Source organism: Streptomyces sp. NPDC001222 (genome assembly GCF_042896945.1).
GTDB lineage: Bacteria > Actinomycetota > Actinomycetes > Streptomycetales > Streptomycetaceae > Streptomyces > Streptomyces gibsoniae.
Window position 1 is genome coordinate 74,578 of the sequence record NZ_JBIAXT010000020.1, and the last position, 25,402, is coordinate 99,979.

A 25,402-nucleotide genomic window follows, 5' to 3' on the forward strand; every position below is an offset into this window, starting at 1 on the left:
CGGGCAAAGTTGTATAGCCAACTTCTCCGACCGTCACAGCCGGACACGTCCTGGGAGTGGCTCGAAGATGGCGGCCAGGCGAATCCCGCCACTTGTGCAGGAGATCACGGCTGAGGGCATCAACGTCCGTGCCGGACGCCGCGAGCCCGTGGGCGTCACGTCCGCGCGGGACGGTAGGACGGGTGGTCCTGCGCGGCCGGCTGGGAGCGGCGTTCGGGGCGCCAGGTGGTCACAAGGGCGGCGGCGAGAAGGAGCTCGGCGATGTCACCGCCGTAGTACATGATTTCCGCACCACCCTGGACCTCAGGGATGGGGGCGTGGATGTCGACCCAGATGCCCCCGTACATCAGTTGCGCGATGGCGGCGTGCAGGGCGACGGCGCAGCCGAGGTAGACCAGCCGGGCGCGGACGCCGGGGCGGGCGGGGGCCGGGTCGGGGCCGGCGATGACGTAGGCGAACAGGCAGCCCGACACCAGGAAGTGGGCGTGCAGCAGCCAGTGCCCGGCCGGACGGGCCATGGCGGCGTCGTAGAGCGGTGTGAAGTAGAGGACCGCGAGACTGCCGGCGGACAGCAGCAGGGCGACTGCCGGATGGGCCGACCGGCGGGCGGCCCGGCTGTGCAGGACCGCGGTGACCTGGCGGGCGCGGTGTGCCGGCAGCGTCCGCAGCACAAGGGTGACGGGGGCGCCGAGCACCAGGGCGAGCGGGGCGTACATGCCGATCAGCAGGTGCTGGGCCATATGGCCGCGGAAGTCGGTGTGGGCGAGGGGTGCGATCGGCGGCAGGATCGCCACCGCCAGCAGGACCAGGCCCATGGTGAAGCAGGCCGTACGCCAGGGGCTCCAGCCCCGCACCGGGTTCCGGAGCCGGGCCAGGCGGGCGAGGCGAAGGTAGACGCCGGCGCACGCCAGCAGGGCGAGCGCCGGCAGCAGGGTCTCCGGCAGGCCGCTTCCGGCGCCGTGGTGGAGGTGATGTGTGTCGTGGCCCATCACGCGGGTGATCCCGCGAGGCGGGGGGTGGGGGCGTCGGGGTCGAAGGGCTGCCCACTGCGCTGAAGGAGCCAGCCGCCCGCGACCAGCAGGGCGCCCAGGACGAGGAAGCCGATGTCCCACCAGACCTGGTAGGGGCCGCCGTGGACATGGTGGATACCGAGGATGTGGTGGTCCAGGACGCCTTCCACGAGGTTGAAGAGGCCCCAGCCCACCAGGATCCAGCCCCACAGCACCCGAGACGTCCACATCCGGCGGCGGTTGTGGGTGACCCGGGAGTACAGGATCGCGAGGCCGATGAGGACGGCGATCCAGCACACGACGTGGAAGATGCCGTCCCAGAGGGTGTTCATCTCCAGCCCGGAGACCGTGTGGGGGTTGTAGTACTTGACGCCGATGCGGTCGTGGTTGGTGCTGCTCAGCATGTGGTGCCACTGCAGGAGCTGGTGCAGCAGGATGCCGTCGAGGAACCCGCCCAGCCCCACCCCCAGCACGATGCCCGGCAGCTGAAGACTGGCCGGCTCCAGACTGGTCCGGGCCCCGCTCGCGGTGGTGGTCGCCATCGCCCTGTCTCCGTCTCGTCCGTGTGGGTCTGCCGGTCCTCCCCCTGTGTGCTTTCCCGGCCGGGCGGCCCTGGTGCCCCTGGAGCGGCCGGTTCCTCCGCACGGCCTACGCGCAGACGGGGACCGCTCCGGCCCGTTCGGCAGCCCTGGTACGGCCTACGCGGCTTCGGAGTCCGTCGGCACGCACCGCCATGCCAGGCAGGCGGCGCTCAGATAGGCAAGTGCGCCGATGGCCATGCTGGTGCGCAGCCCGGCGCCGTAGTCGGTGTGCGTGGCCAGGAGGCTTCCCCCGAGTGCCACGCCGGTGGCGCTGCCGACCTGGCGGGTGGTGTTGAACAGGGCGGAGGCGGCCCCGGCGTATGCCGGTGACGCGGCACCCATCACGGTGGCGGTCGAGCCGGTGAGGGCGAAGGACGTACCGAACCCGGCGGCCATCATGGGTGCCACCAGCAACGGGTAGGCGGGAGCTGCTCCCGCCGCGGCCCAGCCGGCCAGTCCGAGGGCGGCCAGCAGCATGCCGGAGACGACGAGCGGACGATCGCCGGTGCGGCGGCTGAGCCGCCCGGACAGGACGGAGGCGAACATGGTCATCGCCACCGCCGGGAACAGGGCCGCCCCGGTGACGAGGGCGCTGAAGCCGCGCTGGTGCTGGAAGGAGAGGCTGGCGGTGAACACCATCCCGTAGAAGGCGAAGTTGAACAGCAGACCGATGCCGGCCCCGCCGCTCATCGCGCGTGAGCGCAGCAGGCTCAGCGGGAGGGCGGGCGACCGGGCGAGCCGCTCGCGCAGCACGAACGCCACGGCGGCTGAGGCGGCCAGGCCCAGCCCGGCGAGAACGGCGGGGTCGGACCAGCCGCGTCGTCCGGCCTCGTTGAGCGCGGCCGTCAGCAACCCCACGGCCGCCACGACGGCGCACTGGGCCGGCCGGTCCAGAGCCCGGTCGGCGTTCCGGGGCGAGGGCGCCACGTGCCGCAGCGTCAGCAGCAGGCAGGCCACGCCGACGGGCAGATTGATGAGGAAGACCCAGCGCCAGCCCACGGTCGAGACCAGGAGCCCGCCCAGCAGCGGCCCGGCCGAGGCCGCGATACCGGCCATCGATCCCCACAGACCGAAGGCTCGTGAGCGTGCGGCCGGCGCCGGGTAGGCCTGCTGGAGCAGGGCCAGGGAGCCGGGCACGATCAGCGCAGCGCCGAGCCCCTCCACCAGCCGGGCCGCAACCAGAAAGGGGGCCGTCGGCGCGAACGCGCACGCGGCGGAGGACACGGTGAACACCGCCACGCCCGAACAGAAGATCCGACGGTTGCCCAGCCGGTCGCCCAGCGCGCCGCCGGTCATCAGCAACCCGGCGAAGACCATGGTGTACCCGTCCGTGATCCACTGGATACCGGTGAGCGAGGCGGACAGGTCCCGGCCCACCACCGGCACGGCGACGTTGATGATCGTCACGTCCAGGATCACCATGAAGTACCCGGAGCACACCGCCAGCAGCGGTGCCGGGGACCGCCGCCCGGCCTGCGGGACCGACACAGGAGGGGGCGGGGGCTCACCGCCATCGGCCGACTCCGCGTACGCCACGTCCCCGGCTCCCTCCCGCCCACGAAGATCCCGCCTGCACAAACGCCACACTAAAGGACACATGTCCCATACTGCGGATGCGTTCGGCGGAGAGGTGCCCGCACGCGGAGGAGCAGAAGGCGCCGAGCAGAGCCACTATGAGAGTGCCCACGAACTCAGGAGCACGCTTCTACACGGCCACGGGAGCGCAGACCAATGGATCGCAGGGAGAGGGCGGGTCCCGACGACGCGAAGAGCGGTCGCGCGAATCCCCTCACACAGTTGTCTCTTGAGCAACTGCAGAAGCGTACGAGCATGAAGTGGCGCGTGTACCCCAAGGATGTGCTCCCGCTGTGGGTCGCGGAGATGGACGTGCCTCTCGCGCCTCCCATCGTCGAAGCGCTGCACACGACGATCGACCTCGGCGACACCGGGTACCCGCATGGAAGCGCCTATGCCGAGGCGCTCGCGGAGTTCGCCCGCGCGCGATGGGGCTGGGAGGACCTGCGTATCGCCCATACGGCGATCGTGCCGGACGTCATGATGGGGATCGTCGAAGTGCTCCGGCTGACAACCGACCCGGGTGACGCCGTGGTCGTGTGCTCACCGGTGTATCCGCCTTTCTACGCGTTCATCACGCACGCCGACCGGGAGGTCGTCGAGGCAAGGCTCGGACAGGATCTCAGGATCGATCTCGGCACCCTGGAAGACGCCTTCGTACGAGCCCGAAGCCGGGGCCGCCGTGCGGCGTTCCTCCTGAGCAACCCGCACAACCCGACCGGTGTCGTCCACACCCGGGAGGAGCTTAGAGACGTCGCCGAGCTGGCCCGGAGGCACGGCGTACGGGTGGTGTCCGACGAGATCCACGCCCCTTTGGTGCTGCCCGGGGCCGCCTTCACGCCCTTTCTCTGCGTTCCGGGCGCCGAGAACGCCTTCGCGCTGATCTCGGCGTCCAAGGCGTGGAACCTCGCCGGTCTCAAGGCCGCGCTGGCGATCGCCGGCAGCGAGGCGGCCGACGACCTGCGCCGCATGCCCGAAGAGGTCAGCCACGGCCCCAGCCATCTGGGGGTCATCGCCCACGCCACGGCGTTTCGCGACGGAGGGGACTGGCTCGACGAACTGCTCCTCGGCCTCGACGCCAACCGGCGTCTGCTGGGTCAACTCGTCGAGGAACACCTCCCCGGCGTTCGCTACCGGCCGCCGCAGGGCACCTATCTCGCCTGGCTGGACTGTACGGAGCTGGGACTGCACGGCGACCAGCGGTCCGATGGTCCCGGGGTGGTGAGTGATGTGGCCGGGCCGGCGAGGATGTTCCTGGACAAGGCCGGAGTGGCCCTCAGTTCCGGCCATGTCTTCGGTTCCGGCGGGGCGGGGTGCGTACGACTCAACTTCGCGACGTCACCAGACGTACTGCGTGAGGCCCTGACCAGAATGGGCCGGGCGCTGCGCGAGCTGTGACGGACGGCGTTCCCGGTCGGCCCATGCCGGCCAGTTCGTCCGCCAGCGGCTCGAGGACGTGCGGCGAGTAGGGCAACGGGAGGAGCAGGGCGGTCACACCTCACAGGCCTCCTCGCAGCGGCCGCTGCGCGGTCGTGGGCTGCCGAGTTCGATGCCGTAGGCGTGGGACTCCTCCTGGTTCCAGCCGGTCCCGATGCCGAGTTCCAGCCGACCGCCTGAGATGACGTCAAGCGTGGCCGCCATGTTGGCGAGCAGCGCTGGATGCCGATGGTGAATGCCGGTGACCAGCGTGCCCAGACGCAGTCGTCGCGTCGCCTGGGCGAGTGCCGACAGGGTGATCCAGTTGCCAGGGGGCAGTCCGCGGCGTCGCCAGGCTCAGACACGTAGTCGGTAGGGGAGCATGCACACCACCACGTCCGTGCGCGCTCGTAGGACGGTGGCGAGGAGCAGTCCGCGCTGGTTCTGGAGGATCTCGTAGCGGCGGTGGCGGGGTTCCACCTCCGGGATGAGGACGGCGATCTGGCGTCCGTCTCCGTCCTGGGCCGCGCGCTGCACATAGTCGACGATCGGCTGTACGAGGGAGCGGTGCGGACTGTCGATGATGTCGAGCCGGACACCGGGGTCCCAGCGCTCCCACGTCTCCCGCAGAGCGCGGGTCCTGTCGGGGTCGGCCTGGACGGCGACGGCGATCACCTCGTCCCCCAGGGCGAGGGCGGCGCCGATGGCGTGCCGCGCGAGTCTGCTGACGTCGCCGAGCGGAACGATGACCAGGCTCGCTGTACGCCGGTCGGGCGGACCGGGGATACGGCCGAGTCCCAGCTCCTTCCCCACCTCGGTGTAGTAGCGCTGGATCCGGGCGAACAGCAGCATCATCAGCGGGACGGCGATGACGACGACCCACGCGCCTTCCAGGAACTTCGTGGTGAGCAGGATGACGCCGGCCAGGGTCGTCAGCAGTGCCCCGGTACCGTTGATCAGCGCGCGCCGCTTCCATCCCTCGGGCTTCTGCCTGGCCCAGTGCCTGACGAGGCCGAGTTGGCTGAGGGTGAAGCCGATGAAGACGCCGATGGCGAAGAGAGGGATCAGCCGGTGGGTGTCGGCGTTGACCGCGATGAGCAGCAGGGCGGCCATCAGGGCCAGGGCGACGACGCCGTAGCGATAGACGGGGCGTTCGGCGCGCAGCCCGAACAGGTGGGGCAGCCGGTGGTCGCGGGCCAGCAGGCTCATCAGCACCGGCAGTCCGCCGAAGCTGGTGTTGGCGGCGAGAAGCAGCGCCAGGGTGACGATGATGTCGGTGGCGTAGTAGGCCCAGCCGGTGCCGTAGGCGCCCGCGGTGAGCTGTGCCAGTACGGTGACGCCGCCGCGCGGGGCCACATGGTCGCGGCGGATCAGCACGGCCAGGCCGACCAGCATGATCCCCAGCAGGGCACCGAGCATGAGTTCGGTGCGCTGGGCGCGCCTGAACCTGGGGGTACGGAAGGTCGGCACGGCGTTGGCGATGGCCTCCACACCGGTCAGGGCCGAGCAGCCGGAGGAGAACGCCTTGAGGACGAGCAGCAGACCCAGCGTCTCGTGCGCCGGGAGGGACTGGGCCGTGCCGACGACGGCCGCGGGATGTGAGCGGAGCAGGCCGAGGACGACGATTCCGAGGATGGCCACGATGAACAGCACGGTGGGCAGCATCAGCACCCGGGCGCTCTCGGTGACGCCGCGAAGGTTCACGCCCGTCAGCAGGGCGAGGCCCACCAGGCAGACGAGCAGCTTGTCATGGGCGAGGACGGGGAACGCGGAGGCCAGCGCGTCGGCGCCGGCGGCCAGGCTGACGGCCACGGTGAGCACGTAGTCGACGACCAGGCTGGCGGCGGCGAGCAGGCTGGCGGTCGGGCCCAGTTCGGCCTTCGAGACGGCGTAGGCGCCTCCGCCGTCCGGGTGTACGGCGATGACCTGGCCGTAGGAGATGACCAGTGCCGCGAGCAGGAAGGTGATCGCCAGCGTGATGGGCAGGGTCGCACTCAGCGCCCCGGTGCCCGCGGCCACGAGCGCCAGCACGATCGCCTCAGGGCCGTACGCCACCGAGCTGAGCGCGTCCAGTGACAGCGCGGCCAGCCCTTCCAGGCTGGTGAGGTGGTGTTTCTCTCCCTCGCCGGGACGCAGCGGGACCCTCGGTCTCAGCTCACGTCGTGCCAGGCCATACGCCATCGGGACCTCGTCAGGGCCGGTCGGACAGTCGAACGGTCGCAGTCAGTCTCCGTCGTGGGGCGGGCGTCCGCTTCCCGGTGCGGCCCGGGGCGTCGGTCGGTGTGGATACGGGAGGAGCGGTCTGCTCCCACCCGGGAGCCGGGAGGGAGCAGGCCGGTCGCAGGCTTACGCCCGCGGTGCCCGGCGTGCCCCGGGCGGCCTTGAGGGGTGCTGACACGTCTGACGGGAGGGCAGGGAACGGGGCGTCAGACGTGCCGCCCGACGCCAGCTCCTCAGGACATCGCCGCCGCCGACACGCTCGGACGCTCCGGCCGCCCCTCCGGTGAGGTCGGCACCGTGAGCACCATGGTCAGGCCGCCGCCGGGCGTGTCCTCGGCATGCACCGTGCCGCCCACGGCCTCGACGAACCCGCGCGCGACCGCCAGACCGAGGCCCACGCCGACACCGCGAGGCGAGTCGCCGTACCGCTGAAAGGGTTCGAAGATCTGGCCCTTGGCCTCGTCCGGGACCCCGGGTCCCCGGTCGATGACCCGCACCTCCACCCGGTCGGCGAGGGCGCTCGCCGACACCAGGACCTTCTCCCCCGGTGGGCTGTACTTGACGGCGTTCTCGACGACGTTGGCGACGGCCCGCTCCAACAGCCCCCGGTCGACGTAGACCATGGGCAGGGTCTCGGGGATGTCCAGTTCCACACTGCCCTCGGGCACCCCGCCGAGCGCCATGGGCACGACCTCGTCGAGGTCGGTCTCCCGGATGATCGGGGTGACGGTGCCGGTCTGGAGACGGGACATGTCCAGCAGGTTGCCGACGAGGTGGTCGAGGCGGTCGGCGCCCTCCTCGATCGCGGCCAGCAGCTCCGCCCGGTCCTCCTCGGACCACTCGACGTCGTCGGAGCGCAGCGAGGACACCGAGGCCTTGATGCCGGCGAGCGGGGTGCGCAGGTCGTGGCTGACGGCGGCGAGCAGCGCGGTCCTTATACGGTTGCCCTCGGCCAGTTCCTTGACCTGGTCCGCCTCGTGCTGCAGGCGCTGGCGGTCCAGGACGACGGCGGCCTGCGCGGCGAACGCGGCCAGCACCCGACGATCGGAGGCCGGCAGCACCCGGCCGCGCAGGGACAGCGCCATGTGGTCGCCGACGGGTACGTCGACGTCCGCGTCCTCCGGGACGCCCGAGGGCTCGGGCCCCACACTCCCGGCGCAGGTCCAGGGCGCCGTCTCGCCGGTGCGCTCCAGCAGCGCCACGGACTCCATGCCGAAGGTCTCGCGGACCCTCTCCAGCAGCGCCTCCAGCGTGGTCTCGCCGCGCAGCACGTTCCCGGCGAGGAAGGACAGGATCTCCGACTCGGCACGCAGCCGGGCGGCCTGCTGGGTGCGCCGGGCCGCGAGGTCCACCACCGAGGCCACCGACACCGCGACACCGACGAAGATCGCGATGGCGACGATGTTCTTCGGGTCGGCGATCGTCAGGGTGTGGATGGGCGGGGTGAAGTACCAGTTGAGCAGCAGGGAGCCCACCACGGCGGAGGCGAGCGCGGGGAAGAGCCCGCCCAGCAGGGCCGCCGCCACCGTAAGAGCCAGGAACAGCAGCATGTCGTTGGCGAGTCCGACCTCCGGAGTGAGGCTGGTGAGCAGCCAGGTCAGGAGGGCGGGGCCGAGCACACCGGCGACCCAGCCCCAGATGCGCCGCGACCGTCCGAGCCGTGCCCCGCGTGCCGCCGGCAGTCCGCGGCCCTTGCCCACCTCGTCGTGCGTGATGAGGTGGACGTCCAGATCGGGACCGGACTCGCGGGCGACCGTGGAACCGACACCGGGCCCGAAAACGTACTGCCAGCTCCTGCGGCGCGAGACCCCGAGGACGATCTGGGTGGCGTTCACACCGCGGGCGAAGTCGAGCAGGGCCGCCGGGACGTCATCACCGACGACGTGATGGAAGGTCCCGCCCAGATCCTCGACCAGCGTGCGCTGTACGGCAAGTTCCTTCGGCGAGGCGCTGGTCAGGCCGTCGCTGCGGGAGATGTAGACGGCGAGCACCTCGCCGCCCGCGCCCTTCTCGGCGAGCCGCGCGGCACGCCGTATCAGGGTCCGACCCTCGGGACCGCCGGTCAGGCCTACCACGATCCGCTCACGCGAACCCCAGATGGCCGACACCCGGTGCTCGCTGCGGTACTCGTTCAGATACTCGTCGACCCGGTCGGCCACCCACAGCAGCGCCAGTTCCCGGAGCGCGGTCAGGTTGCCGGGCCGGAAGTAGTTGGCCAGGGCCGCGTCGACCTTGTCCGGCTTGTAGATGTTGCCGTGCGCCATACGGCGGCGCAGCGCCTGGGGTGACATGTCGACCAGTTCGATCTGGTCGGCGCGCCGTACGACCTCGTCGGGGACGGTCTCCTGCTGCCGGATGCCGGTGATCGACTCGACCACGTCGCCCAGCGACTCCAGGTGCTGGATGTTGACGGTCGAGATCACATCGATCCCGGCCGCGAGCAGCTCCTCGACGTCCTGCCAGCGCTTGGTGTTGCGTGAGCCGGGGATGTTCGTGTGCGGCAGCTCGTCCACCAGGGCCACCTGAGGGCGGCGCGCGAGGACGGCGTCCACGTCCATCTCGGTGAACGTGCCGCCGCGGTACTCGATCTCCTTGCGCGGCACCTCTTCCAGGCCGTGCAGCATCACCTCCGTGCGCGGCCGGTGGTGGTGCTCCACGAAGGCGACCACGCAGTCGGTCCCCCGCTCGATACGACGGTGTGCCTCCGACAGCATCGCGTACGTCTTGCCGACGCCGGGTGCCGCGCCGAGGTAGATCCGGAGCTTGCCGCGTGCCATGTCATTCCTCGAAGCGGTAGCCCATGCCGGGCTCGGTGATCAGATAGCGGGGATGGGAGGGGTCCGTCTCCAACTTGCGGCGCAACTGAGCCATGTAGACCCGCAGATAGTTGGTCTTGCTGCTCTGCGATACGCCCCATACCTCCTGGAGGAGGTGCTTCTGGGCGACCAGCCGGCCGGGGTTGGTGACCAGGATCTCCAGCAGGTGCCATTCGGTCGGTGTCAACCGGACGTCCCGCCCGTCCCTGACGACCTTCTTGGCGAGCAGGTCGATGGTGAAGTGCTCCGTCTCGACCACGGTCGTCTCCCGGGCGAGCGGGGTGTCCTCGGTACGGCGGACGGCGGCCCGCAGCCGGGCCAGCAACTCGTCCATGCTGAAAGGCTTGGTGACGTAGTCGTCGGCACCGGCGTCGAGCGCGGCCACCTTCTCGTCGGACGCCTGACGCGCCGACAGCACCAGGATCGGCACCCGCGTCCAGCCGCGCAGCGCTCTGATGACGTCGACGCCGTCCATGTCGGGCAGGCCGAGGTCGAGCAGCACGACGTCGGGCCGGCCCGCGGCAGCGAGTCGAAGGGCCGTGGTCCCGTCCGGGGCCGGGTCCACGCCGTAGTGACGTGCCTGCAAGTTGATGACGAGGGCCCGTACGAGCTGCGGGTCGTCCTCCACCACGAGCACCCGGGTCATGGGTGTGCGTCTCTCCTGTCGTGCGTCGGGCCGTGTGCGCCGGAAGCGGGGCAACCGCCTTCATGGCTGCGGGAGTCGGGGTCCGGGATGCCTCCCGGGACCCCGACTCCCGTGTGGGTAGCACAACTCCATCAGTGCTTCGCGGCGAGGTCCTTGAGCGCGATGTTGAGCTCCAGGACGTTCACCCGGGGCTCACCGATGAAGCCGAGGGTGCGGCTGCTCGTGTGGTCCTCGACCAGCTTCTCCACCTGCGCGAGCGGCAGATGGTTCTTCGCCGCGACGCGGTGGACCTGGAGGTCGGCGTAGGCCGTGGAGATGTCCGGGTCCAGACCCGAGCCCGAGGAGGTCACCGCGTCCGCGGGCACCTGCGAGGGCCGCACCGTGTAACCGGAGACCGAGTTGTCCTTCACGACCGCGGCCTTGGCGTCCTGCACCTGCTTGATGAGGTTCTTGTTGTCGGCGGAGAGGTTGGTGGCACCCGACAGCAACAGCTTGTACCGGGTGTTCACACTGTTCGCACCGAGACCGTTGGCAGGCCGGCCCTGGAACCACTTCAGGTCCGCGTCCGGGGTCTGCTGCCCCTTCTTCAACGGCAGGTTGTAGGCCTGCCCGATCAGGGACGACCCGACGACCTTGCCGTCCGCCTCGATCTGCGAACCGTTCGCCTTGCCGGGGAACAGCCCCTGGGCGATACCGGTGACGACCAGCGGATAGACGACACCGGTCACCAGGGTCAGCACGAGAAGGGCACGCAGCCCCGCCCACAGCAACCGCACCGTGGCGGATACCGAGTTGTTCATGGCGATCAGCCGATTCCGGGGATGAGGGAGATGAGCATGTCGATGATCTTGATCCCGATGAAGGGGGCGACCAGGCCGCCCAGACCGTAGATCCCAAGGTTGCGCCGCAGCATCCTGTCCGCACTCACCGGCCGGTACTGCACGCCCCGCAGGGACAGCGGCACCAGCGCGATGATGATCAGCGCGTTGAAGATCACCGCGGACAGGATCGCGGAGTCCGGCGAGGACAGATGCATGATGTTCAGCCTGTCCAGGCCCGGGTAGACCGCCGCGAACAGCGCCGGGATGATCGCGAAGTACTTCGCGACGTCGTTGGCGATGGAGAACGTCGTCAGCGCACCACGCGTGATCAGCAACTGCTTGCCGATCTCCACGATCTCGATCAGCTTGGTCGGGTTGGAGTCCAGGTCGACCATGTTGCCGGCCTCCTTGGCGGCCGACGTACCGGTGTTCATCGCCACACCGACGTCCGCCTGCGCCAGCGCCGGAGCGTCGTTGGTACCGTCACCGGTCATCGCGACGAGCTTGCCGCCCGCCTGCTCCCGCTTGATCAGCGCCATTTTGTCCTCGGGCGTGGCCTCCGCCAGGAAGTCGTCCACACCCGCCTCTTCGGCGATGGCCTTCGCGGTCAGCGGGTTGTCACCCGTGATCATGACCGTCTTGATACCCATCCGGCGCAGTTCCTCGAACCGCTCCCGCATGCCGTCCTTGACGACGTCCTTCAGGTGGATGACACCCAGCACCCGGGCGCCCTCGCCGTCCTGGACCGCGACCAGCAGCGGGGTACCACCCGCCTCGGAGATGCGGTTGGCGATGCCGTCCGCATCGTCGGCGACGGTGCCGCCCTGCTCCTGGACCCAGGCGATGACCGAGGCCGTGGCGCCCTTGCGGATCTTCCTGCCGTCCACGTCCACACCCGACATACGGGTCTGGGCGGTGAAGGCGATCCACTGCGCGTGCGCCAGCTCGCCCTGGTGCCGCTCACGCAGCCCGTACTTCTCCTTCGCCAGCACCACGATCGAACGCCCCTCGGGCGTCTCGTCCGCCAGCGACGACAGCTGCGCGGCGTCCGCGACCTCCGCCTCCGTCGTCCCGCGCACCGGCACGAACTCGGCGGCCTGACGGTTGCCCAGGGTGATCGTGCCGGTCTTGTCCAGCAGCAGCGTGGAGACGTCACCGGCCGCCTCGACCGCACGACCGGACATGGCCAGCACATTGCGCTGGACCAGGCGGTCCATGCCCGCGATACCGATCGCGGACAGCAGCGCGCCGATCGTGGTCGGGATCAGACACACCAGCAGCGCCACCAGCACCACCATCGTCAGATGGGTGCCGGCGTAGTCGGCGAACGGCGGCAGCGTCGCACACGCCAGGAGGAAGACGATCGTCAGCGAGGCCAGCAGGATGTTCAGCGCGATCTCGTTCGGCGTCTTCTGCCGCGCCGCACCCTCGACCAGGCTGATCATACGGTCGATGAACGTCTCACCGGGCTTCGTCGTGATCTTGATGACGATCCGGTCCGACAGGACCTTCGTGCCGCCGGTGACCGCGGAACGGTCACCACCGGACTCACGGATCACAGGAGCGGACTCACCCGTGATCGCGGACTCGTCGACGGACGCGACACCCTCGATGACGTCACCGTCACCGGGGATGATGTCACCCGCCTCGCAGACCACCAGGTCTCCGATCTTCAGCTCGGTACCCGGAACCTGCTCCTCCGTGCCCCCCGCCAGACGCCGCGCGATCGTGTCCGTCTTGGCCTTGCGCAACGTGTCGGCCTGCGCCTTGCCACGGCCCTCGGCGACCGCCTCCGCCAGGTTCGCAAAGATCACGGTCAGCCACAGCCAGGCACTGATCGCCCAGCCGAACCAGTCGCCCGGGTCCTTGAAGGAGAAGACGGTGGTCAGCACCGAGCCGATCCACACCACGAACATCACGGGCGACTTGACCATCACCCGCGGATCGAGCTTGCGGAAAGCATCCGGCAGCGACCTGACCAACTGCTTGGGGTCGAAGAGGCCCGCGCCGACACGGCCCTCTGCGGGCTTGTGCCCGGTGGGGGCGTCCGTGTGCGGCGCCCGAGTGGGAGTGGCTGTGGACATGGAGTCCTCTGACTTCTCTATACGGGTACTCATGACGCCAGCCCCTCGGCCAGCGGACCCAGCGCGAGAGCCGGGAAGTAGGTCAGACCGGTGATGATCAGGATCGCGCCCACGAGAAGACCCGTGAACAACGGCTTCTCCGTGCGCAGGGTGCCCGCGGTGACCGGGACCGGCTTCTGCTCCGCCAGCGAACCCGCCAGCGCCAGGACGAACACCATGGGCAGGAAACGGCCCAGCAGCATCGCCAGACCGGTCATCGTGTTGTACCAGTCGGTGTTCGCATTCAGACCCGCGAACGCCGAACCGTTGTTGTTCGCCGCCGAGGTGAACGCGTACAACACCTCGGAGAAACCGTGCGCGCCGGAGTTGAGCATCGAGTGCGGCGGCGTCGGCAGAGCCATCGAGGCCGCCGTGAACACCAGCACCAGAGCCGGAGTGATCAGAATGTAGATCGCCGCCAGCTTGATCTCCCGGGCCCCGATCTTCTTGCCCAGATACTCCGGAGTACGCCCCACCATCAGACCCGCGATGAACACCGCGATGACCGCCATGATCAGAATGCCGTAGAGGCCGGAACCCGTACCACCCGGCGCGATCTCGCCGAGCATCATGCTCAGCATCGTGATCCCGCCACCCAGACCCGTGAAGGAGGAATGGAAGGAGTCGACCGCACCGGTCGAGGTGAGCGTGGTCGACACCGCGAAGATCGACGAACCGCCGACCCCGAAGCGGACCTCCTTGCCCTCCATCGCCCCACCCGCGGCCTGCAACGCCGGACCGTGATGGGCGAACTCCGTCCACATCATCAGCACGGTGAAACCGAGCCAGATCGTGGCCATCGTGGCGAGGATCGCATACCCCTGCTTCACCGAACCCACCATCACACCGAACGTGCGGGTCAGCGAGAACGGGATCACCAGCAGCAGGAAGATCTCGAACAGGTTCGTGAACGGCGTCGGGTTCTCAAAAGGATGAGCGGAGTTGGCGTTGAAATAACCGCCACCGTTGGTGCCGAGCTCCTTGATCGCCTCCTGCGAGGCCACCGCACCGCCGTTCCACTGCTGCGAGCCGCCCATGAACTGGCCGACCGCATGGACACCGGAGAAGTTCTGGATCGCACCACACGCCACCAGGATCACCGCGGCGACCACCGCACCCGGCACCAGGATCCGCAGCGTGCCCCGCACCAGATCGGCCCAGAAGTTGCCCAGCTCGCCCGTGCGCGAACGCACAAAGCCACGCACCAGAGCCACCGCGACCGCGATACCCACCGCGGCCGACACGAAGTTCTGCACCGCCAGACCGGCCGTCTGCACGACATGACCCATGGTCTGCTCGCCGTAGTACGACTGCCAGTTCGTGTTCGTCACGAACGACACAGCCGTGTTGAACGACTGCGCCGGGTTCACCGAGGAGAAACCCAGCGAACCGGGCAGCACACCCTGCAGCCGCTGCAGCAGATAGAGGAAGAGAACACTGACCGCCGAGAAGGCCAGCACACCACGCAGATACGCCGGCCAGCGCATCTCCGCATCAGGATTGGCGCCGATACCCTTGTAGATCCACTTCTCGACACGCAGATGCCGGTCCGAGGAGTAGACCCGGGCCATGTAGTTGCCGACGGGGACATAGACCAGCGCGAGAGCGCCTATCAGCGCCAGCAGCTGGAGAAGAGCCGCAAGTTCGGGACCCATGTCTGTGCTCAGAACCTCTCCGGGAAGATCAGGGCGAGGACGAGATAGCCCAGCAGGGCGACGGCCACGACCAGACCGACGATGTTCTCGGCAGTCACAGCTTCGTCACCCCCTTGGCGACAACAGCCACCAGCGCGAAAGCCGCGAGCACGGTGACGACGAAGGCCACATCGGCCATCGTGAACTCCTGGAATGAGGTTCGGTTGAAACGGGACGGTTAGAGGAAACCGCCCCGCTGGCCGGATCTGGTCGCCGTTGATGCGTCCCTTACGGCCGCCCCTACGGCTTTGACGGGATTCTTACGGCCTCTGTCCATACCGATGGGTAGCGGATCGTGACAGTCGGTGACCCACGCTCCATACGGCCTCGCGGCGACCGCGCTCGCGGTGGAACATCCGCGTCCCCAGCCGCACGGACGGGTTGAGGGTGCGTGCCAGCAGGGCGGCGGTCATGTTGACCTGGTCGTCGCCGTAGGTGAGGGCGAGCGCGGCGGCCCGCTCGACACCGGCGGCCCGCAGGGTCCGTTCGTCCGGGCGCGCGGAGACGAGCAGCTCGACCGGTGACCGCGGGTCGTCGTGCAGTGCGGCGATCCCGGCACCGTACTCGTCGTCCCGGGACGGCAGCACCACGGTGACGACCTCACCGCACACCGCGTCCAGTTCGAAGGCGAGCCGGTGCGCGAGCCCGTCGTCACCGCAGATCACCATGTGGTGCGAACGCCGGCCAAGCTGCCGATCCTGATGATGAGTTGACGTCACATCAGAAAGTGCACGGCCGGAGCTGTGCATGGTTCCCGGCGGGCGGCCGGTCCGGTGTCAGGATCGCGTAAGGAACACCCCTCGTGCCCGGCGCCCCTAGGGCCTGTCGTCGAACTCGCGTCGTCGCCCGGAGGGCGGCCCTGCGGCGTCAGGTGCGTGCTCTGGGGGTACCCCCTGCTCGAAGAGCTTGCGGGAGTGACGGGCGGAAGCCGTCGTACTGGACGTACGTGGGGCTTCGCCCGGTGCGGCGGTGGGGGCACCGCCCGCGCGAGCGACGCCGAGCGTGGGGGGGCGTGCATGGCGTCGCAGGGCAGGCGGGAGTTTGACGACAGGCCTCAGCGTGCTGGTCCCGCGAGGGACCATCATGCATGTCCTACGCTCTGCCCGGTCGGTTCGGCACCCGTCGTCGGTCCCGCGAACGGCAGCGACACCACCATCGTGAGGCCGCCGCCGGGGGTGTCCTCGGGGCTGAGAGTGCCGTTCATCGCCTCGGTGAGGCCTCGCGCGAGCGCGAGGCCGAGGCCGAGGCCGGTGGTGTTGTCGGTGTCGCCCAGCCGCTGGAACGGCTCGAAGAGCCGCTCCCGGCCGTCGACGGGCAGACCGGGCCCCCGGTCCACGATCCGCAGCTCCACCCTGCCCGCCAGGGCGCTGGCGGTGACCAGCACCTTCTTCCCGGGCGGTGTGTGGCGGGCGGCGTTGCCGACCAGGTTGGCTATCACGCGCTCCAGCAGGGGCGGGTCGGTCACCACCGGCGGGATTTCCTCCATGTCGGCCACCTCGACCTCCGGCACGTCCGCCAGGGCCGGGGGCAGCACCTCCTCCAGGAAGGTCGCCCGAAGATTCAGGGTGAGGACGCCGGCCTCCAGGCGGCTGAGGTCGAGGAGGTTCTCCACCAGGCGATTGAGCTTGGCCATGGACTCGTCCGCGGTGGCGAGGAGTTCGTCGCGGTCCTGTTCGGAGAAGGCGACGTCGCGGCTGCGCAGGGAGGTGACGGCGGCCCAGCCGGCGGCGAGCGGGGTGCGCAGATCGTGGCCGACGGCCCGCAGCAGGGCCGTGCGCAGCCGGTCGGCGGCCTTCACGGGTTCGACCTCGGCGGCCGCCTCGGCCAGCCGGGCCCGCTCGACGGCGGAGCCGACGTGTGCGGCGAACGCGGCGAGCACCCGCCGTTCGGAGGAGGAGAGAGTACGGCCGCGCAGCGCGAGGTAGGCACCGGGGCCCGCGGGTACGGCCGTGACCCCGGCCGTATCGGGTGGCTCTTCCACCAGGTCCGCCGACTCCATGCCGAAGGTCTCGCGCGTCCGGTCCAGCAGGGCCGGGATGGTGGCTTCTCCGCGCACGATGCTGCCGGCCAGGGACGACATGGTCTCCGCCTCGGCCGTCGCCCGGGCGGAGCGGCGCGACAGGCGCAGGGACCGGTCGACGACCGCGGCCACGGTCGCCGCCACGATCGCGAAAACCGACAGGGCCACCAGCGCGTTCGGGTCGTCCAGGGTGAACTGTCCGACGGGCGGGATGAACCAGTAGTTCAGAAGCAGGGACGCCGTCACCGAGGCGATCACCGCCGAGGCGACGCCGCCTATACAGGCCACGCCCACCACGGCGAGCAGGAACAGCAGGGCCTCGCTGGTCAGATTCAGCGTGCCGCGCAGCTGGGCGAGGAGGGCTGTGAGGAGCAGCGGCAGCACCAGGCCGGCCACCGGGCCGGCGATCAGCCGGGCGGTCGACAGCGTGCGCCGTCGGGACGGCAGCAGGGTGCCGCGTCCGGCCCGCTCGTGCGTGACGCGATGAATGTCGATGTCTCCGGAGAGCTCGGTGACCGTCTCCCCGGTGCCGTGCCCGGTGAGGAACCGGGCCAGCCGGCTGCGGCGGCTGGTGCCCAGCACGAGCTGGGTGGCGTTCTCGGCGCGGGCGAACTCCACCAGGGCGGTGGCGACGTCGTCGCCGACGATCGAGTGGTAGCTGCCGCCGAGGTCCTCCACGAGCCTGCGCTGGCGGGCCAGCGAGGCGTGCGAGACACCGGCCGCGAGCCCGTCGCTGCGCGCCACATGCACGGCGAGCAGATCCCCGCCGGCCGACCGGTCCGCGATCCGTGCGGCACGGCGGACCAGGGTGTCGCCCTCCGGGCCGCCGGTCAGGGCGACGACCACCCGCTCGCGTGTCTCCCACACCCGGCCTATGCCGTGCTGCGACCGGTACTCCTGGAGCGCTTCGTCGACCCGGTCGGCCACCCACAGCAGCGCCAGCTGTCGCAGGGCGGTGAGATTGCCCGGCCGGAAGTAGTTGGCGAGGGCCGCGTCGATCTTCTCCGGGGCGTAGACGTTGCCGTGCGCCATACGTCGGCGCAGCCCCTCGGGCGGCATGTCCACCAGCTCGATCTGCCAGGCCCGTCGTACGATCTCGTCCGGCACGGTCTCGTGCTGGGGCACCCCGGTGATCTTCTCGACCACGTCGTTGAGGGACTCCAGGTGCTGGATGTTCAGCGCGGTGATCACATCGATGCCCGCCGCGAGGAGTTCCTCGATGTCCTGCCAGCGCTTGGGGTTGCGGCCCTCGCCGGGGACGTTGCTGTGGGCGAACTCGTCCACGATCGCGACCTGCGGACGCCGGGCGAGCACCGCGGCCACGTCCATCTCCTGGAACTGCCCGCCCCGGTAGGTGCAGGAGGCCCGGGAGACCGTCTCCAGGCCGTCCAGCATCGCCTCCGTGTGCGGGCGTCCGTGGCACTCCGCGAAACCGATCACCACGTCGGCACCGCGGGCGGCACGGCGCCGCCCCTCGTCGAGCATCCGATAGGTCTTGCCCACCCCCGGGGCCGCCCCGAGGTAGACCTTCAGTCGTCCGGGCCGTACGTCACTCATCGCCGCCGACGCGCTCCGCTCACTGATCCAACTCCCCTTCGCGGGAGGGCTCCTCCTCTCAAGGAAGCCGTTCCGCCGGGCGGTCGGTGCGGTTGTTAGCGGTTCCTTGGCGCCGGTCCCGGCGACCTTGACACTGTCTTGATATGGCTTGGCCCGATAGGGTGGGGGCCGGTGTGCCGGGAAGTCTGGTCGGCCGGGGGCCAGGGTGGCTTCCGTATTCCCAGGGGGACGGCATGCGCAGCGTCGGTACGGTACTCGCCCTCGTGGTGCTCGCCACGGTGGTATCCACCTTCGCGCGCCGATGGCGCATCCCCGCCCCCTCTCTACTCGTGGTCGCCGGTCTCGCCGTGGCCCTGCTCCCGGGCACCCCCGAGATCCGGATCAGCCCCGAGGTCATCGGCCTCGTCGTACTGCCGCCGCTGCTGTACGCGAGCGCGGAGGACATGCCCTGGCGGGAGCTGCGCGCGGTGTGGAAACCGGTCGGCATCCTCGCCATCGGTCTGGTCCTCGCCTCCGCGGCGGCCGTCGGAGCGGTGGCGGCGCTCGCGACTCCCCTGTCCTGGCAGATGGCGTTCGTGCTGGGCGCCGTGCTCGCCAGCACCGACCCGGTGGCGGTGACCGCACTCGGCCGCCGGCTCGCCCTCCCGCCCAGGGTGCAGGTCCTGGTGCAGGCGGAGAGCCTGTTCAACGACGCCACCTCGCTGGTGCTGGTCCGGGTGGCGGCGGGCATCGCCGTGGCCTCGACGGCCGCGAACTGGGGCGCCGCAGGCTCGCAGTTCCTGGTGCTCGCGGGCGGCGGCACGGTGATCGGGGCGGCGGTGGCGGGGGTGATCGCGCTGATCCGGCGCCGTACCGAGGACCCGGTGCTGGAGACGGTGATCGCGCTGGTCACCCCGTATGCCGCCTATCTGCTGGCCGAGGCGGCACACACCTCCGGCGTCACCTCGTGCGTGGTGGCCGGCGTGGTCCTCGGCGGACGCGGCGACCGGCTCACCAACGCCCGCATACGGCTCCAGTTGCACGCGGTCTACGGCACGGTGGTGTTCCTTCTGGAGAGCGTGGTGTTCAGCCTCATCGGGCTGGCCCTCCCCTCCCAGGTGCGGGCGCTGGCGGACGGTGACCGGTCCTGGCCGCTGTACGCCCTCGCGGTCGCCGCCACGCTCGTCGCCGTACGCCTGCTGTGGCTCGCTCCCCTGTCGGCGGTCGTGCAGCGCAAAGGTGGGATCGGCCGGCCCAACTGGCGTGTCCCGGTCGTGCTGACCTGGGCCGGTACTCGCGGGGTGATGCCGCTGGCCGCCGCCCTGTCCATCCCCGAGATCGCCGGGAACGGCACACTGCTCGCCGGGCGGCCGCTGGTGCTGGTCCTGACCACCGCGGTCGTGGTCGTCACCCTCGTCGTCCAGGGCTTCACCCTCGCCCCGGTCGTCCATGCCTCCGGCATCGCCCTGGAGCCCGCCCACACAGCGCGCGAGGAGGCCCAGGCCCGTTCCCGACTGGCCCATGCCGGCCTTGCCCGTCTGGAGGAACTCGCGGAGCTGGAGGTCGTACCGGATGTCGTCCTCGACCGGCTCCGCCGAGGCCTGGCCGCCCGCCTGGAGGACGCCCGCGACCGCCTCACGGAGAGCGAGGGCACCGCCGGCGTGGCCACCGAGTCCGCCGACCGGGTCTACCGCCAGCTGCGCCGCGACCTGATAGCGGTGGAGACGGCGGAACTGCAGAGCCTGTACGACGCACACCGCATCAGCGACACCACCCGCCGACGGCTCCAGCGCGCCCTGGACCTGGAGGAGGCCCGGCTGACGGACGCCTAGGCGAATTCGGCCAGCCTGGGGCGCAGCCCGAGCACGCACAGCAGGGCAGCCGCCACCGACAACCCGGCGGCCCACGGAAGCAGGCCGTTCACCGCCGAACGGCCCTCGCTGACGGAGGAGGTGAAGTGGGCGCGGTTGATGCCCGCGACCTTGTCCAGGGCGGCCATCCACTCTCCGAAGTGCGCGTTGGAGGTGCCCGGCTCCCAGCCCATGCAGAACTCGGCCGCCTCCCGCTCCTTGCCGGCCGCCAGCAGCGCGCGGATCTTCCGGTCGTCGCGCTGGTAGACCGCGTACGTCTCCACCGTCTGCTCGGCCGCGGCCCGCTCGCCGGGGAAGGTGATGTTGTCCAGCTCGCGGCGGAACTCGCCGGCGAAGCGGAGGGCGTGATGATCGGTGCGGTACGCCTGCCAGGTGGTGTCCAGTTTCGCGTTGTACGTCGACAGCGTGGTGTCCTTCAGGCCGTACAGCTGCTGGGACTTGGCGAGGAACGACTCCTCGTACTGCGCGCGGCGCTGCGGATCGAGCAGATAGCGGCTCTCGTCGGCGTTGGCGTCGTAGGCGATGGCGCGGGCGCGGGAGAGGGCGACGACGGAGTCGAAGGCGTCGTGCCGGGCCACACGCAGATGTGCGGCGGAGGCGGACAGCATCTGGGAGCCAAGGATCACTGCGAGCAGGGTGCAGAGGGTGGCGGCGAGCACCCCGGGGCTGAGGATGCGCCGGAAGCGGCGGGTCAGGTACCACTGCAGGACGCCGAGCACGGCCAGCAGCAGCGCGCCGAGGGCGAGGACGGCGGCGAGCTGCGTGTCCAGGGTGGAGCGGGCCGAGGCGTACTCGGTGCCGAAGGCCGCGTTGTTCGAGGACACCAGGGTGCTTGCGGCGGGCAGGAGTTGCGTCCGCAGGAGGTCGGTCGCGCGGCGGTGGTCCGCGAGAGCGGCGGCCTTGCCTCCGCTGTGGCCGTCGTTCTCCAGAGCCCGGCCGATCAGCTCCTGGTACTCGGCGAAGTCGTCGGTCAGCGATTCCACGGTCCGCTCGTCGGCGCGGCTGCCCTGCGCGGCGACGGCCAGGGTGCGCAGATCGTGGCCGATCTCGCGCCGGGCGTCGCCGTAGTGGCCGACGGCTTTGGTGTACGGCGTCTGCAGGCGCCCTTTGCCCGCATCGCCGTTCGACAGCAGGATGTTGGCGGCCTGGGCGTCCATGTCGTTCAGGGCCAGATCGAGATCGGCGGCGCTGGTGGTGCGGGGCGCGTCGCGATCGGCGACGCTGCTCCACGCACCCAGAACGGCGAACCCGGCCCCCGTCAGCAGGACGGCGAGGGCGGCGGCGAGCAGTACCGTGACCGCGCGCAGAAGGCGCAGCCGCGCGGGCACGGATGCCCAGTAGCGGCGGCGCAGAGCGGCCCGCGCGGCCACGGCCCGCTGTCGGAGGCGGTGCCCCGGACCGCGTCCGCCCGTCCGCGAACTCCCTCTTCTGAGCGGTCCGGGGCCGCCCCCCGACGAGGCGACCAGCCCTTGCCGTGGCGACGCGCTCCCCTCGGTCCGAGGACCCTGCGCTGTTCCGGCCGTGAGAGTCACGGTCCCTCCAACATCACGCCACGGACGGTCGCCCGTCCCCCGTTGCCGATCAGTCTGCGACGGGTTCAGGCCGTCAACGGCCCGCGTTGATGTGCTCCTGACGCCGTGACAGGTTCGTTTGACGCGCCCTTGACGGCCTCGGCGCGGGCCCGTACAGGTGCCGCGAATTCCCTGCCGAGCAGGACGGTCGTGACGGGGAAGGGGGCTAGATTCGCTGTCGGCCGCCCACGGGGGCCGCGGACGTCAGCGGCCCCCGAGTGAGAGGTCGTCACTCCGTAGCGGCACGCAGCCGGTCCGCCGCGTGTCCGCGGGGCAGGCCCGTGCACGGCGTCTGTCGTCGTCCCGCGCGGCGTCCGTGCGTCACCGTGCGGTGCCGGGGCCCCGGCACCGCACGGACCCCGGCCGCTGTCCTTGTCACCCTCCAGACACGAAGGTGTCCATACTTCCCGCTGCCCCCGAGAAGGCCCCGGCGTCACGCCTTGAGGGCGAAGACCGGGCGCGCTGATCCCGCCGGCGCTGCGCGGCGTCCGCTACACCCCCGCGTCCGCGCACCACCTGCTGCACCGCAACCTGCTCGTCTACGACCTCGGCGGCCTCGTCCTGCCCTTCGTGGGCATCAAGCTGATCGACCTGCTGATCTCGGGTGCGCCCGGCCTCGGCTGAGCCGCGCCCGATGGCCCGACCCACCTGTCAAGGAGCCGTAAGCGCACGTCAGAGCTGTGTCAGGGCACGGCGTTTCTTCTTGCCCGGACCGTGCGCCCCGGTTTCCATGGTTCTCGTGAACAGCGCCTGGCTTCTCTTCGACCGACCGCCGAGTCCCACTCGGCCGTCGTGTCGCGCGCCGCGCTGACCGGAAGCGTCCGCGTCCCGCCGACCCCCGCGTCCCAGGGACGCCGCTTTCCGTGAACCCGAGGGGCGCCGTGATCGGCTCCGGCGCTCCTCGTTCTTCCTTTCTCACCGCACGCCCACCGCCCCGCGCCGGGGCCGTGCAGGCGTGCCCGCAACTACGGATGGCATCATGCCCGACTCCACCCTTTCCTCCCGTACCGTCCTGGTCACCGGCGCCACCTCAGGCATCGGCTACGAGACCGCCCGTCAGCTCGCCGAGCGCGGCGCCACCGTGCTGGTGCACGGCCGTACCGCCGAGGAGGCGCACGCGGCGGCGGACCGCCTGGTCGCCACGGCAGGTGTCCCGGAGGGCCAACTGCGCCCGTACGGGGCCGACTTCGCGCACCTCGACGAGGTGGAGTCGCTGGCGCACACGATCGTCGCCGCACACCCGCACCTCGACGTCCTCGTCAACAACGCGGGGATGGCCGCGCCCGAGCGGCACACGGTCACCGACGACGGCAACGAGATCGCCTTCCAGGTCAACTTCCTCGCCCACTACCTGCTGACCTGTCTGCTGGAGCCGGCGCTGATCTCCGAGCCGGGCGGCCGCGTCGTCAACGTCTCGTCCTCCCTGCACCGCACGGCCTCCATCCAGTGGGCCGACCCGAACCGCGCCCGCCGCTACTCCCGTATCGCGGCCTACGCCCAGTCGCAGCTCGCCCTCACGGTCTTCGCGGCCGACCCGCGGGTCACCGCCGTCTCCGTGCACCCGGGTGTCTGCGACACCGCCCTGCTGCCGCTCTACGCGCACGAGGGTGTCTCCGCCGCCGTGGGTGCCGGGCACATGGTCCGGCTGTGCGACCCGGCCGTGGAGATCGTCAACGGCGCCTACTACGACCGTGACGAGCGGGTCGAACCGGCGCCGGCCGCGACCGAGGACCGCACGGTCAAGCGTCTGAACAAGCTGGCGGACCTGCTGGTCGGCCGAAGCGCCATCTGAAGCGCCTTTCGAACAGAAGGAGTTGTACGTGTCCAAGCGCGCACGCAAGAAGAAGGCCCGCCGCAAGAAGAAGGCCAACCACGGCAACAAGGCCAACGGGGGCTGACCGAACGCGGCGGCGCACGCCGTCCATGTGAGGGGCGGGCGACCGGGGACAGCGATGTCCGGGTCGCCCGCCCGATCCGTATCCCCTCCCCGACCTCACGAGGCATTGATGATCGAGATCTCGCCGCCGGACCCCCGGGCGCTCGCACACTGGTTCCCCTCGGGGTCCCCCGGTCCCGCCACGATCGGCGAGCACGTCGCGGAGACGAGCATCGGCCGCTGGTGGGCCGACCACCCCGTCCGGCCGAGCGCGGTCGCCGTCTCCTGCGCCGGCCATGTCGTGTTGCGCGGTAGCCCCGAGAAGCTGACTCCGAATCTTTTCGCGCCACTGGCCGGCAACCGTGTCGAGGCTTCGCCACGGTTCCTGCCCGCCCTCGGGGCCGCCTTCGACCGGCTCACCCCCTGGGAGCGCATGGTCTGGACGCTCCAAGCCACGCCCCAGCCCGCCACCGTGCCGCACGCGGTGACCGTACGGCACCTGGTTCCGGCGGACGCCGACGCCGTGCACACCCTCGGCCCGGACGCGTCCTGGCTCTCGGCCAGCTGGGGCGGGACGCGTGGCCTCGCCGCCTCCGGGCACGCCTGGGCCGCCGTGGGCCCCAGCGGTCGCATCCTGGCGGTGGCCTGCACCTATTTCCGCGGCAGCCGCTATGAGGACGTGGCCGTCTACACCGTCCCCGACCGCAGACGCCACCATCTCGCGCTGGCCTGCGTCACCTCCCTGTGCGCGGACATCGCGGCCCGCGGCCACATGCCCAGCTGGAACTGCTCGCTCCACAACCGCGCCAGCCGCCTCCTGGCCTGGAACGCCGGTTTCCGCCTGGTCCGCGAGTACGTCCACTACGCGGTGGGCAGCCCTGTGTCACACGACCGGCTCAGCGTCTAGGGCCCGACGGAACCGGACCGCGCCCACCGGACCGCGCGTCGAGGCGGGCCGGGTCGAGGAAGTGCGTATGGAAACCGTCAGGGACGGCTCGTACGGCGTCAGGCTCCGTCAGCAGCGGTCGCCGCGCCCCATACGGCCCCTTAGCCTCCGCGACATGCGATGGAGTGGACCTGTGGACCCGGCCGACGACCGCCACTGGCGTGGGAGCGCCTGGCTCGCGGTGAGCTGCGCCGTGCTGTTCGGCGCGCTGGCCTTTCTCGTCGACTGGGACGCCGGCACCCTGACGGCACCGCGCGCCCTGCTCTGGGGCACCCTGTCGGCCGCGGTGTGCACCGTTCTGCTGCCGCACCGGGTGAGCGCGGGTCCGGGCTGGATCGCGGTACGCACCCCATGGCGTCGGCACATCGTCCACACCGATGCGCTGGCAGCCGTGCGGAAGTACGACGGCGTCTCCTGCCATCTCGTCCTGCGGGACGTCCACGGCCACCGCATGCAACTCGATCCCCGCGTCCTCGTGGCCAACCCCCTGCTCTGGCACCTGCTCGACACGGGTGTCCGCCGCTCCCTGGAGCGCGGAACGCTGCGGCACGGTGCGGACGTACTGGAACGGCTGGGCCGGCGCATCGACGACGAGGCGATGGAGGCGGTGCTCCGGGCGTCGGGGCTTTCCTGATCTCGCGAGTCCCACAAAGGCAGCGGCCGGGCGCATGACACTGGTG

The 25,402-nt window shown here is 70.6% G+C and carries 19 protein-coding genes; 5 read left to right on the forward strand and 14 right to left on the reverse strand.

Going from position 1 to position 25,402, the window contains the following annotated elements; translation table 11 throughout:
- Positions 1 to 155: 155 nt before the first annotated feature.
- The 3 genes from ACFY2Z_RS25205 to ACFY2Z_RS25215 form a co-directional block, all read right to left on the reverse strand.
- Complete coding sequence (locus tag ACFY2Z_RS25205) at positions 156 to 989, reverse strand: cytochrome c oxidase assembly protein (RefSeq protein ID WP_390746364.1); 834 nt, start codon at positions 987 to 989, stop codon at positions 156 to 158.
- Positions 989 to 1,552: a DUF2243 domain-containing protein gene (locus ACFY2Z_RS25210; RefSeq protein ID WP_390746365.1), complete on the reverse strand. Its 564-nt coding sequence runs from the start codon at positions 1,550 to 1,552 to the stop codon at positions 989 to 991. Before ACFY2Z_RS25210 ends, ACFY2Z_RS25205 begins: the two co-directional genes overlap by 1 nt.
- Positions 1,553 to 1,708: 156 nt before the next feature.
- Positions 1,709 to 3,127 carry an MFS transporter gene (locus ACFY2Z_RS25215; RefSeq protein WP_390746366.1) on the reverse strand — a complete coding sequence of 473 codons (1,419 nt, stop codon included), beginning with the start codon at positions 3,125 to 3,127 and terminating at the stop codon, positions 1,709 to 1,711.
- A 195-nt stretch (positions 3,128 to 3,322) separates the two neighbouring features.
- On the opposite strand from ACFY2Z_RS25215, the gene ACFY2Z_RS25220 reads away from it, so the two are divergent.
- Positions 3,323 to 4,564, forward strand: coding sequence for a MalY/PatB family protein (locus tag ACFY2Z_RS25220; protein WP_390746367.1), 1,242 nt, complete (start codon positions 3,323 to 3,325; stop codon positions 4,562 to 4,564).
- A 93-nt stretch (positions 4,565 to 4,657) separates the two neighbouring features.
- Here ACFY2Z_RS25220 and ACFY2Z_RS25225 read toward each other — a convergent pair whose 3' ends face one another.
- From ACFY2Z_RS25225 to ACFY2Z_RS25270, 10 genes are all read right to left on the reverse strand, one after another.
- On the reverse strand, positions 4,658 to 4,921 hold the full coding sequence (locus ACFY2Z_RS25225) for an LLM class flavin-dependent oxidoreductase (RefSeq protein ID WP_390746435.1): 264 nt from the start codon (positions 4,919 to 4,921) through the stop codon (positions 4,658 to 4,660).
- Positions 4,922 to 4,939: 18 nt separating this feature from the next.
- Positions 4,940 to 6,763, reverse strand: coding sequence for an APC family permease (locus ACFY2Z_RS25230; protein ID WP_390746368.1), 1,824 nt, complete (start codon positions 6,761 to 6,763; stop codon positions 4,940 to 4,942).
- A gap of 272 nt (positions 6,764 to 7,035) precedes the next feature.
- Entirely contained in the window at positions 7,036 to 9,579 is a 2,544-nt protein-coding gene (locus ACFY2Z_RS25235) for a DUF4118 domain-containing protein (protein WP_390746369.1), read from the reverse strand.
- Position 9,580: 1 nt separating this feature from the next.
- The gene (locus tag ACFY2Z_RS25240; RefSeq protein WP_390746370.1) at positions 9,581 to 10,264 is read right to left on the reverse strand and encodes a response regulator; all 684 of its coding nucleotides are present in this window, start codon (positions 10,262 to 10,264) and stop codon (positions 9,581 to 9,583) included.
- A gap of 131 nt (positions 10,265 to 10,395) precedes the next feature.
- Positions 10,396 to 11,064 (reverse strand): potassium-transporting ATPase subunit C, encoded by a 669-nt coding sequence (locus ACFY2Z_RS25245; RefSeq protein ID WP_390746371.1) that lies wholly within the window; start codon positions 11,062 to 11,064, stop codon positions 10,396 to 10,398.
- 5 nt (positions 11,065 to 11,069) lie between these two features.
- Positions 11,070 to 13,202: a potassium-transporting ATPase subunit KdpB gene (gene kdpB / locus ACFY2Z_RS25250; protein WP_390746372.1), complete on the reverse strand. Its 2,133-nt coding sequence runs from the start codon at positions 13,200 to 13,202 to the stop codon at positions 11,070 to 11,072.
- The gene (kdpA, locus tag ACFY2Z_RS25255; protein ID WP_390746373.1) at positions 13,199 to 14,863 is read right to left on the reverse strand and encodes a potassium-transporting ATPase subunit KdpA; all 1,665 of its coding nucleotides are present in this window, start codon (positions 14,861 to 14,863) and stop codon (positions 13,199 to 13,201) included. Before kdpA ends, kdpB begins: the two co-directional genes overlap by 4 nt.
- Before the next feature lie 8 nt (positions 14,864 to 14,871).
- On the reverse strand, positions 14,872 to 14,961 hold the full coding sequence (kdpF, locus tag ACFY2Z_RS25260; RefSeq protein WP_016434100.1) for a K(+)-transporting ATPase subunit F: 90 nt from the start codon (positions 14,959 to 14,961) through the stop codon (positions 14,872 to 14,874).
- A gap of 201 nt (positions 14,962 to 15,162) precedes the next feature.
- Positions 15,163 to 15,570: an NAD-binding protein gene (locus ACFY2Z_RS25265; RefSeq protein WP_390746374.1), complete on the reverse strand. Its 408-nt coding sequence runs from the start codon at positions 15,568 to 15,570 to the stop codon at positions 15,163 to 15,165.
- 413 nt (positions 15,571 to 15,983) lie between these two features.
- The gene (locus tag ACFY2Z_RS25270; RefSeq protein WP_390746375.1) at positions 15,984 to 18,479 is read right to left on the reverse strand and encodes an ATP-binding protein; all 2,496 of its coding nucleotides are present in this window, start codon (positions 18,477 to 18,479) and stop codon (positions 15,984 to 15,986) included.
- Positions 18,480 to 18,712: 233 nt separating this feature from the next.
- On the opposite strand from ACFY2Z_RS25270, the gene ACFY2Z_RS25275 reads away from it, so the two are divergent.
- On the forward strand, positions 18,713 to 20,290 hold the full coding sequence (locus ACFY2Z_RS25275; RefSeq protein ID WP_390746376.1) for a Na+/H+ antiporter: 1,578 nt from the start codon (positions 18,713 to 18,715) through the stop codon (positions 20,288 to 20,290).
- Here the strand turns inward: ACFY2Z_RS25275 and ACFY2Z_RS25280 are convergent.
- Complete coding sequence (locus tag ACFY2Z_RS25280; RefSeq protein WP_390746377.1) at positions 20,287 to 21,699, reverse strand: hypothetical protein; 1,413 nt, start codon at positions 21,697 to 21,699, stop codon at positions 20,287 to 20,289. The two genes, ACFY2Z_RS25275 and ACFY2Z_RS25280, sit on opposite strands and share 4 nt — an antisense overlap.
- 1,180 nt (positions 21,700 to 22,879) lie before the next feature.
- Here ACFY2Z_RS25280 and ACFY2Z_RS25285 point away from each other — a divergent pair.
- The 3 genes from ACFY2Z_RS25285 to ACFY2Z_RS25295 all read left to right on the forward strand — a co-directional run bounded on the left by ACFY2Z_RS25285 (position 22,880) and on the right by ACFY2Z_RS25295 (position 25,356).
- A complete protein-coding gene (locus ACFY2Z_RS25285) occupies positions 22,880 to 23,692 on the forward strand; it encodes an SDR family NAD(P)-dependent oxidoreductase (RefSeq protein ID WP_390746378.1) in 813 nt (270 codons plus the stop codon).
- A 214-nt stretch (positions 23,693 to 23,906) separates the two neighbouring features.
- The gene (locus ACFY2Z_RS25290) at positions 23,907 to 24,683 is read left to right on the forward strand and encodes a GNAT family N-acetyltransferase (RefSeq protein WP_390746379.1); all 777 of its coding nucleotides are present in this window, start codon (positions 23,907 to 23,909) and stop codon (positions 24,681 to 24,683) included.
- Positions 24,684 to 24,837: 154 nt separating this feature from the next.
- On the forward strand, positions 24,838 to 25,356 hold the full coding sequence (locus ACFY2Z_RS25295; protein ID WP_390746380.1) for a hypothetical protein: 519 nt from the start codon (positions 24,838 to 24,840) through the stop codon (positions 25,354 to 25,356).
- Positions 25,357 to 25,402: the final 46 nt, after the last annotated feature.

Coding starts and splice junctions, on each gene's coding strand:
- ACFY2Z_RS25205 (WP_390746364.1), bottom strand. CDS start 989: ATGGGCCACGACACACATCACCTCCACCACGGCGCCGGAAGCGGCCTG.
- ACFY2Z_RS25210 (WP_390746365.1), bottom strand. CDS start 1,552: ATGGCGACCACCACCGCGAGCGGGGCCCGGACCAGTCTGGAGCCGGCC.
- ACFY2Z_RS25220 (WP_390746367.1), top strand. CDS start 3,323: ATGGATCGCAGGGAGAGGGCGGGTCCCGACGACGCGAAGAGCGGTCGC.
- ACFY2Z_RS25230 (WP_390746368.1), bottom strand. CDS start 6,763: ATGGCGTATGGCCTGGCACGACGTGAGCTGAGACCGAGGGTCCCGCTG.
- ACFY2Z_RS25235 (WP_390746369.1), bottom strand. CDS start 9,579: ATGGCACGCGGCAAGCTCCGGATCTACCTCGGCGCGGCACCCGGCGTC.
- ACFY2Z_RS25240 (WP_390746370.1), bottom strand. CDS start 10,264: ATGACCCGGGTGCTCGTGGTGGAGGACGACCCGCAGCTCGTACGGGCC.
- ACFY2Z_RS25245 (WP_390746371.1), bottom strand. CDS start 11,064: ATGAACAACTCGGTATCCGCCACGGTGCGGTTGCTGTGGGCGGGGCTG.
- kdpB (WP_390746372.1), bottom strand. CDS start 13,202: ATGAGTACCCGTATAGAGAAGTCAGAGGACTCCATGTCCACAGCCACT.
- kdpA (WP_390746373.1), bottom strand. CDS start 14,863: ATGGGTCCCGAACTTGCGGCTCTTCTCCAGCTGCTGGCGCTGATAGGC.
- ACFY2Z_RS25265 (WP_390746374.1), bottom strand. CDS start 15,570: ATGGTGATCTGCGGTGACGACGGGCTCGCGCACCGGCTCGCCTTCGAA.
- ACFY2Z_RS25270 (WP_390746375.1), bottom strand. CDS start 18,479: ATGAGTGACGTACGGCCCGGACGACTGAAGGTCTACCTCGGGGCGGCC.
- ACFY2Z_RS25275 (WP_390746376.1), top strand. CDS start 18,713: ATGCGCAGCGTCGGTACGGTACTCGCCCTCGTGGTGCTCGCCACGGTG.
- ACFY2Z_RS25285 (WP_390746378.1), top strand. CDS start 22,880: ATGCCCGACTCCACCCTTTCCTCCCGTACCGTCCTGGTCACCGGCGCC.
- ACFY2Z_RS25290 (WP_390746379.1), top strand. CDS start 23,907: ATGATCGAGATCTCGCCGCCGGACCCCCGGGCGCTCGCACACTGGTTC.
- ACFY2Z_RS25295 (WP_390746380.1), top strand. CDS start 24,838: ATGCGATGGAGTGGACCTGTGGACCCGGCCGACGACCGCCACTGGCGT.